Annotated in this window: 8 protein-coding genes; all 8 read right to left on the bottom strand. The window is 39.0% G+C overall.

Translation table 11 applies throughout. The features are described from left to right. Positions 1-306 precede the first annotated feature (306 nt). Positions 307-408 carry a DUF2087 domain-containing protein gene (locus tag ACFIMA_RS08880; protein ID WP_375612583.1) on the bottom strand — a complete coding sequence of 34 codons (102 nt, stop codon included), beginning with the start codon at positions 406-408 and terminating at the stop codon, positions 307-309. Further along, positions 387-725, bottom strand: a complete 339-nt coding sequence (locus ACFIMA_RS08875) for a hypothetical protein (protein ID WP_375613879.1) — start codon at positions 723-725, stop codon at positions 387-389. Before ACFIMA_RS08875 ends, ACFIMA_RS08880 begins: the two co-directional genes overlap by 22 nt. A 287-nt stretch (positions 726-1,012) precedes the next feature. After that, a complete protein-coding gene (locus ACFIMA_RS08870) occupies positions 1,013-2,167 on the bottom strand; it encodes an MFS transporter (RefSeq protein ID WP_375613880.1) in 1,155 nt (384 codons plus the stop codon). Positions 2,168-2,698: 531 nt separating this feature from the next. Further along, the gene (locus ACFIMA_RS08865; protein WP_375613881.1) at positions 2,699-3,937 is read right to left on the bottom strand and encodes a DUF2087 domain-containing protein; all 1,239 of its coding nucleotides are present in this window, start codon (positions 3,935-3,937) and stop codon (positions 2,699-2,701) included. Positions 3,938-3,947: 10 nt separating this feature from the next. Further along, on the bottom strand, positions 3,948-4,622 hold the full coding sequence (locus tag ACFIMA_RS08860) for a hypothetical protein (RefSeq protein WP_375613882.1): 675 nt from the start codon (positions 4,620-4,622) through the stop codon (positions 3,948-3,950). Positions 4,623-4,835: 213 nt separating this feature from the next. Further along, the gene (locus ACFIMA_RS08855) at positions 4,836-6,035 is read right to left on the bottom strand and encodes an MFS transporter (protein ID WP_375654132.1); all 1,200 of its coding nucleotides are present in this window, start codon (positions 6,033-6,035) and stop codon (positions 4,836-4,838) included. Next, complete coding sequence (locus ACFIMA_RS08850) at positions 6,032-7,222, bottom strand: hypothetical protein (protein ID WP_375647551.1); 1,191 nt, start codon at positions 7,220-7,222, stop codon at positions 6,032-6,034. Before ACFIMA_RS08850 ends, ACFIMA_RS08855 begins: the two co-directional genes overlap by 4 nt. Before the next feature lie 63 nt (positions 7,223-7,285). Then, positions 7,286-7,435, bottom strand: coding sequence for a hypothetical protein (locus tag ACFIMA_RS08845; protein WP_375641282.1), 150 nt, complete (start codon positions 7,433-7,435; stop codon positions 7,286-7,288). Positions 7,436-7,723: the final 288 nt, after the last annotated feature.

Raw genomic sequence — 7,723 nt, 5'->3', positions numbered from 1 at the left:
GTAGGGGAAGAACGTATAGGTATCTAATTTACGCGCATAAAGGCTTTGTAGAAATTAAATCTAAACTCAGATTCTCTTGGTTCTTATGTCATCTCTCCCTTTGTCCTATGTGTAGCCTGTATATCGTCATCCTCAAAACAATCTGCTAACTTTTTGTAACAAAAAACTGCAAACAATTCCTTGAACTCCAAACTATCTATACCACTAAATACTAAGGGGGGCGTATAGCTGGCCTAAACTTTCTTTACAGAAAACAAAAAAACAAAACGCTGCATAAGAAAAACTCAAATGCTTGAATTTTTTCTTTCAACGTATGCGCTGATATTTGCTTGCATATCGTCTTAAAAATCCATTTTCCACCAAGATTCGTCTTAATCTCGCAAAATCTAAAGTAAAAAGGCTACATATTTTTGATGTTTCCGTTTCGCGATAGTTTTTCCTATTTTAAATGCTTCTGCAATTTTTGTAAGTATATCTTCTGTTTCTAAATGGCGATCGCTAAAAATTTCCATATTTCGTACATTTTTATCTTCTAGCGCTTGCCATAATTTATCGATTGCTTGAAATCCCTTTGTTGTGTTTTGAATAAGACTAAGGTTTAAAAGGCGATTAATAGATTTGTGAATGTTTTTGGTCTCTGAATTGACAAGTTTGAGGATATCAGAAAGAATTTTAGCACCAAGTATAATAACAGTATAGACAGCGCGTAGTGTCGGTGAGGTCATGGCAGAAATGAGCGAATTATAAGAAAAATGATTTGGCTGTATTGCACATGGATATCAATAGAATATTATTCGTGCAGAATGTAGCTACCTTACGCTTGTCTACCCCATAATCCTTTAAGCTATGAGACAATTTGCAACGGCGTTTACAGAGCAATCTTTAGAGACCGTTTTGAGCTTTTTTGCCGCAGAGTGTGTTCAAAATCATAATTGAGTGATTTATGGCGAAGTGTTTTGAGTGCTCTTGTTGTGCCACCGGTTGTAAAAACTATATGTGACATGGAAGCTGCTTATTTTTTCGTTTGCATGAGGCAAAGGCAAGAAGCAAAGGCGGAGGCACCAACAATCATGCAAAAGGTGAAAGCGATATGATTGTTGAAATGGCTGATAATCCATCCACTTGTCCATGAGCCGGCGGCTTGGCCAATATTTGAAATAACAAGAATATAACTGAAAAGAACACTGGCAGAGAGGGATGAGGTTGTTTTCCCTGCTTGATAGTATATTTCTGGAATCATGACAGATTCATAGACACTGTAGGCAATTAACGCAGTCACAGCGGTAAAGACCCCACCTATGAGGAAAAATGAGGAGAAACTTCCCATAAAGCAGAGCAGATAAAAAGTTGATTTATCGGAAAGGCTGAGATGTTTATTAATTATTCCTTGCCAGATACAAATACTGATGCCAACAATTGAAAAGAAAATTCCACTATAAGGGGCGAGATTGCTGTCAAATTTACTGAGAAGTGTTGTGGTGGTGATGAAAATTCCCATGAGGAATGCACAAAACAAAGCCGTGACCAGCAAATAAGCAATAGAACGATTATGTATTATTGTTTTTAAAGAAGAAAGAAGAGCTTTTTTTGTTTTTTTATTCTTTTCAAGAGATAATGTTTTATGCGGGTAATGATAAACAATTTGAATGGATAGAACACAAAGATATAAACCAATGAGTGCAAAAAAAGCCATTAAGAAGGTTGATGCGTTGTATTTTATGGCACTCGTTGCAACAAGAGGGGCGATAACGACAGCAGCATTTTGAAAAAAAGAATAGAGAGTTAATGCGCGTTTAAGAGCATTTTCATTGAGATGTTCTGATAAAATTTCTCTCAAAAATGGCTTTGAAATTGCTTTCGAAAAAGCCATTAAGGTAAAAAAGATCAACCATGCAGAAGGTGTGAGCGATAGGATAATGCACACAAAAGCGCTACTCCTTAAAATAAAGGCGCTAGCCATTAAGAGTTTACGCGAAAATCTTTCTAATAAACCTGTTGTGGTTACCATGAGAATGCTTTCAAGGATTACCGATCCAGCGAGATAAAAAGCAACATTGGCAGCAGTTATGAGAGAAGAGTTTCCAAGCAGAGGGAGTACAAAGAAAAAGGAAAATTCAGAAAGAAAAACTGTGCTATAGATGAAAAAAGGAATTTTATTTTTGCCCATGGAATTTCCATAGAAGTGTTGTTAAATGATCAAAGACATTTTGTTGTATCTTTTGAGGAAGTTTTGCCAGCCCTATTTCTGCTGTGCACATTTCGTTGAAATAGTATCTTTCTTGATTCACTAGCCAGTCCAATGCAAGAATATTGTTTTTTCTACGATGTTTTTAGAAATATCGAGCATGATTTGGATTGAGCAACAACACTGTGCCCGGATGTTCGCGCAACAATCGTAAGATCATTGAGACCTTGATCCTATATCTTCTCCTGATGGTTTTGACTATTTCTAATTCTTTTTGATAACCACCCAATCCTTTTTGATAACCAATTGGCATCCCGCACTCTTGTTCCTCCCCATTGCATCTCTTGCGAAGAGGGCACGCTAATCTCATCTCCATAGATTGTCAACATATGAATGGGATGAATGATTTTGTAACCTTTTAATGAAATTATATTTTTTTAGTGGAAGGTTATTCATTCTCTTGAAATAGAGAAGAAAAACGATAGCGTTCGCTAATCATTTTTCAATTCTCTTTTAGCGCATGCGTTGATATTTTCCTCCATGGCGTTGTAAAAAACCTCTCTCAACAAGAGTGCGTCGTAATCGGGCAAAGTCTATCGTAAAGAGGTTGCATATCTTGGAAACTTCCGTTTCGCTATAGATTTTTTCCTTCTGAAAGGCTTCACCAATTTTTGATAGCATCTCTTCTGTTTCTAAATGGCGGTCGCTTAAATTTTCCCTATTCCGCTCATGTTTATTTTCTAGCATTTTCCACACTGTCTCTTCGGCTTGAAATCCTTCTGTTGTGTTGTGAATAAGTCCGAGATTCAAAAGGCGATTGATGGATTTGTGAATGTTTTTGGCATCTGAATCGACATGTTTGAGGATATCAGTAAGATTTTTTGCACCAAGGATAATGGCGGCATAAACAGCGCGCAGTGTCGGGGAGGTCATGGCAGAGATCAGTGAATTGCGGGTATTGCGTTTGTGAAGGGTTTCTTTCCCCATGGGCAAAAGATCATTGCGAATGGGAATTTCATTGATTTCTATGAGTTCTGCTTGTAGCGATTGTGCGCGTACAATTTGTTCGGCAAAGGTGCGTTTACGAATAATCCCCAGACCACTTTGGCGATATTTGTGGTTTTCGGGGAGTGTTAAAGCTTCATAGGAGCCATCAAGCCGGTAGAGAATTTCTTCCCACAAAGGAGTTCTGACGCGTCGAACCCGCTGTTCGCCATTGAGAGCAATTGTTGTTGTTATGGTTGGTTCATGTAGACAAAGATAACCACCCGCGGTGATGTGTTCCCAAAGGGTTATAACAAATCGCACGTCATCTGCGGGCGTTCCAGCATCAAGCCAAGCAAAATCTATTGGTCCCCAAGATTTGAGGGTGCTTTCATCAAGAGAGAAAAAATTCTCATGGATAAATGTTACCATGTTTTTTTCAATACCGTCTTGAAGCAGTTTTTGCCATGCTTCTTCTGCTGATTGACCTTCGACTGTAAAATCATCAATGGTGATAAGCCGAGGTTCGTAATTCTCAAGGATTCCTGAAGGATCAAGCAAAGCTGTACGCTCTTCCCAGGTGGAAGATTCTAAAAGTTTTTTATCTTGTTGCCATGCTTGTTTTGCTTTTTGCAGTGCTTTAGCAATCAAGCGCGTACTATCACCAGCACCGATTTCAATGACTGTGCGCGGTCTTGCCATTTGAATAAGCGCATAAATGAGCTGTGCACTATTTTCTGTTCCCATGCCAGGTCTTATCAGCTGCATCTTTTTATCCTTATAATTTTACCAATCGTAGCATTCCTGCTTTTATAAAAAACTTTATTGAATCCTCTAGCGGATATTGAATACGTATTGGTGTGGTGGCTTGCTTCAAGAGATGTTTTGTTTTTTCATGAAGCCGGATTGTACGCCCATTGAGTTGATTAATGGCAAGACTGCCAAGAGAAGAATCTATGATAATACATGTTGGCTCTCGTAAAAGAGCGGTTGCATCATTTTCTGAAAATGCTTTTTGATCTGTTTCGATGAGACCGTGTTGTAAAAGTGATATCAAAAGACTTCCAGAGGCAAGAAGAGTACCATTGAATTGTATTTCCCTCAGTGATTGGACAAGGCAGCCTTCACGAAGTGCTTCAAATGTGGGAAAATCGAATCCGCCAAATGCCGCTCCTTTTGTAGAAACAATGGTGATGGGTTGTATTTGCCGTTTGCCAATGAGTGCTGGTTTGTTTTTTATTATTTGTACATCTTTTGCCCATTGAACGCGTGATAAAGGATTGAGTTCACTTGGGTAGACAGCGAAAGAATTGATGGCTATGGGCGGCGTTGGTTTTTGCAATTCAAGCGTGTGGATGTTTTCATTCAAGTCATGTTGCATGGTGTTTGCAAGTTGCCATACATAACCGCCTGTTCCATTGTAAAAGTTTAAGCCTATAGGGTCTTGTTGCATGATGTTATCGTTTTTTTTACTTTAAAATATCAAGTTTTGGGGAGGGTTGTTAGTTGCTCTACATTAAAGAGTGGTTTATCAAAGTCCTATTGGGTTGGTATGGGGTTGCATGGGATACAACGATTTGATAGGGATTTTATTGAAATTTGATTGGGTGGTGATTGTCATGTCCTTTTGGGGTGTATGGTTTGCTTGAGAAAAACGCCTCGTCCACTAACCATTATCAAATTCTCTCTGTTTTTTTTGTACGGCACTGTTCACAATAAAACCTAAGATGCCTGTGATCATTGTGGCGATGCCAATGATAAACAGTGTGCTTTGGGTGTGATGCACTTTTACAAAACCGGCTCCTAGAAAGCCAAGGCACACCGCTGTTTGTATGATAAAGATATAGGCAGGCATTTGGTTGTTTCGGTGTTCTTTCTGAATGGCTTTCATCATAAAACTTGCCATCAGAGCATTTTGCACGCCGTTAGCACCCCCAAGGATGAAAAATGACAGCATCATTAACCATACAATATGTGTTAAGGAAAAGCAGAAAATTGCAAAACCAATTATTGTAGCGGCAAGTGATGCACCAGCGGCATTGCCAAAGCGATGAAAAAGGCTGGAGAAACAGAGTGGACCAACCACGAGGCCAAGACTTAACATGCTTGTGATTACCCCATAGGTTTCTGCACTGAAGTACAGCTCAGTGCGGATGCGGACAATCGATAAGACGTTGAGAGCAGAGGTGAGGATGATGGTAATGATGAGGGGAGAAAGAGCATAGACAACATTTTTTTTACGCAAGAGACCCGTTAAATCTAGCCCTTTTTTGCTTTTTTGCGTTGTGTTTGTCGTTTGTGTATGAATTTTAAAACTTTTAAAACAGAAGAGAGTGATAAAGGTAGCAAAAAGAACCATGATTGACAACACAAACAATCCTTTTTGCCCGTTTGATATTCCATACAACACGCCCCCTAACAGTGGTCCTGCAATATAGCCAAGATTACGAACTGTTTGGATAATGCGGTTGATACGGTCTAATTGCTGATCATTGGTTGCAAATTCTGGGACGGAAACGAGGATAGCAGACCAAAAGAGTGAACCAGCACAACCTAGTGCGAAAGAAAGGGCAATATAAACCCAAAATTGGTTGGCGATTGCAGCTGTGGCTATAAAGAGTGCTTCAAACAATAAAACAATGGGTACTGTTCGCGCTGGTTGGAAGTGATGCAAGAGGCGTGGTGCAATTGGTCCGGCACAAATTGCCCCGACAAGCCCTGCAAACAGCAGCATTGAAATAGATGCTGTGCTTTCTGCTAAGTGGAGAGCAAATGTAACTTGTGCTGTTTCATCGGCAAAGCTGCTAAAGCCCAAAACAAGGAAAAGCCCCATTTGGGTAAAAATCATGGATTTTTTCTTTGTCACAATGCTCCCCAACATGCTAAAGCTTTTACAGCTTTTAAAATTTCCTTCTGTGCTGTGTCATGTGGTTTATCATTTAATTTTGCTAGATCTAATTTTTTTCCTGATGAAAGTTGAGAAAGGAAATGTTCTAGATGAGAGCTATACTCAAAACTGGCGCAATGCCCATTTGCTGCGATGAGCAGTTCTTTTGTTTCAGTTAAGGGCACCCATTGCAGGGTTGCAGGTGGGCGAAGAGTGATTTCATTTTCAATTTCGGAGACGTCAACAAGGGGGCGCTTGACACATAAACGTGAACTTGTATCACAAATTAATTGAGAAACCAGCATATGGCGTTTTAAGGTACCATTTGCGATGGCGGAGTTTAGTGCAGAGTGTTGAAAAGCATTATCAGGGTTTAAATTTGCTCTTCCTGATGCGCGGATATCATGTCGCGTTCGATCATCAAGATGGAGTAAATGCGTGACATAATTTTTATGATGTTGTGCATCGTGTGCTGTTTCCCAAAAAGCAATATTGATATTTGCCGCGATATTTTTTCCAGTTTCAGCAACGTGGAAAGCATCATGGGGAAAGTAGGCAACACGGTCTGTACGGTTTTGCAGCGCAATTGCTGTTAATTTATGCGCTTCATATTCAGGATATTTTAGCCCTTGGAGGTCTTCTCGTGTACTGGGCCATGCAAACATTGTTTTGCCATCCTGTAGAGTAAAACCAAAATTATGAGCGTGATCTACATGGATCCCAACATGGGTAGAAGAATACCGGCCAATGAAGCAGTCAATATCTACACGTCCACCAGGTCTAAAACCTAAAGAATGTGCTAATTGATCTGCAAATTGTTTTGCCACATCCCATAGAACAGGGGTTGCAGCGTATAATCCATAATACATGACCGCCCATTCTTGTCCTTCGGCATATTGGTCAACGCGGGCAGTATATTCTTCTATAGTTCTATCCGTATCTAAAACAAGAAAGTTTGAAAGAGGACGTGGACTCCGCACTCCATTAACCACTGTTACTACTTCGGATTTAGGATTAAGAGCTAAGAGTTTATGAGGATGTAGAGCGTATTGTCTTAAAGCATTCAAAACATCCCTTTCATCGAAAGGGATGTGTGAAATTGATAATTCAGCTGCTTGCTTAGCCCAAATTTTTTGAGAAAAGCTCTCTGAAAATAACTGAAACATGCACTTAAATATACTTAATTTTAAAGTTAGATATGTAAATAGATCTGTATCAACAATACATTATTAAACTTCTAACGAACCATTCACATCAAGCTCATTTTGACAAATTTGAATATCGTTACGCTGTGCATACTTAGTAAGCATTGCAGTTGGCACAACTTCGTCAGCAGTCAATTCAACAGCATCTTTTACTTCATTAAGTGAAATATTCATGTATTTCCCCCCTTATAGTTGATAAAAAAACAATAATAACCAAAATAAAAAAACTACCACTTATTTCCTCTTAGTATGGATTTTATTTTTGTCAAATGTTATGTTGATTGCAAAGAGCATTTTAAATAAGAGGGCTGAATTTTAGAGTGATTAAGAAGAATTTACAAAAAAAGCTGCACTATGCGTGCAGCTTTTTATGTATTTGCTTTAGAGGTAGACGTTTTAAAGCATGAAAGTGTCCTTACGGCTTCTATAACCATAATAGCCAAAAACACTGGAAATAATGGC

Origin of the sequence: Bartonella sp. AP88HLJMH (genome assembly GCF_042195605.1) — a bacterium.
Classification (GTDB): Bacteria; Pseudomonadota; Alphaproteobacteria; order Rhizobiales; family Rhizobiaceae; genus Bartonella.
The sequence above is the reverse complement of the archived record's forward strand: the minus strand, read 5'-3'. Positions and strand labels throughout refer to the sequence as shown.

What these genes read in the sequence shown, in the direction of transcription:
- ACFIMA_RS08875 (WP_375613879.1), bottom strand. Translation starts at nt 725, where the DNA reads ATGACCTCACCGACACTACGCGCTGTCTATACTGTTATTATACTTGGT.
- ACFIMA_RS08850 (WP_375647551.1), bottom strand. Translation starts at nt 7,222, where the DNA reads ATGTTTCAGTTATTTTCAGAGAGCTTTTCTCAAAAAATTTGGGCTAAG.
- ACFIMA_RS08870 (WP_375613880.1), bottom strand. Translation starts at nt 2,167, where the DNA reads ATGGGCAAAAATAAAATTCCTTTTTTCATCTATAGCACAGTTTTTCTT.
- ACFIMA_RS08860 (WP_375613882.1), bottom strand. Translation starts at nt 4,622, where the DNA reads ATGCAACAAGACCCTATAGGCTTAAACTTTTACAATGGAACAGGCGGT.
- ACFIMA_RS08845 (WP_375641282.1), bottom strand. Translation starts at nt 7,435, where the DNA reads ATGAATATTTCACTTAATGAAGTAAAAGATGCTGTTGAATTGACTGCT.
- ACFIMA_RS08865 (WP_375613881.1), bottom strand. Translation starts at nt 3,937, where the DNA reads ATGCAGCTGATAAGACCTGGCATGGGAACAGAAAATAGTGCACAGCTC.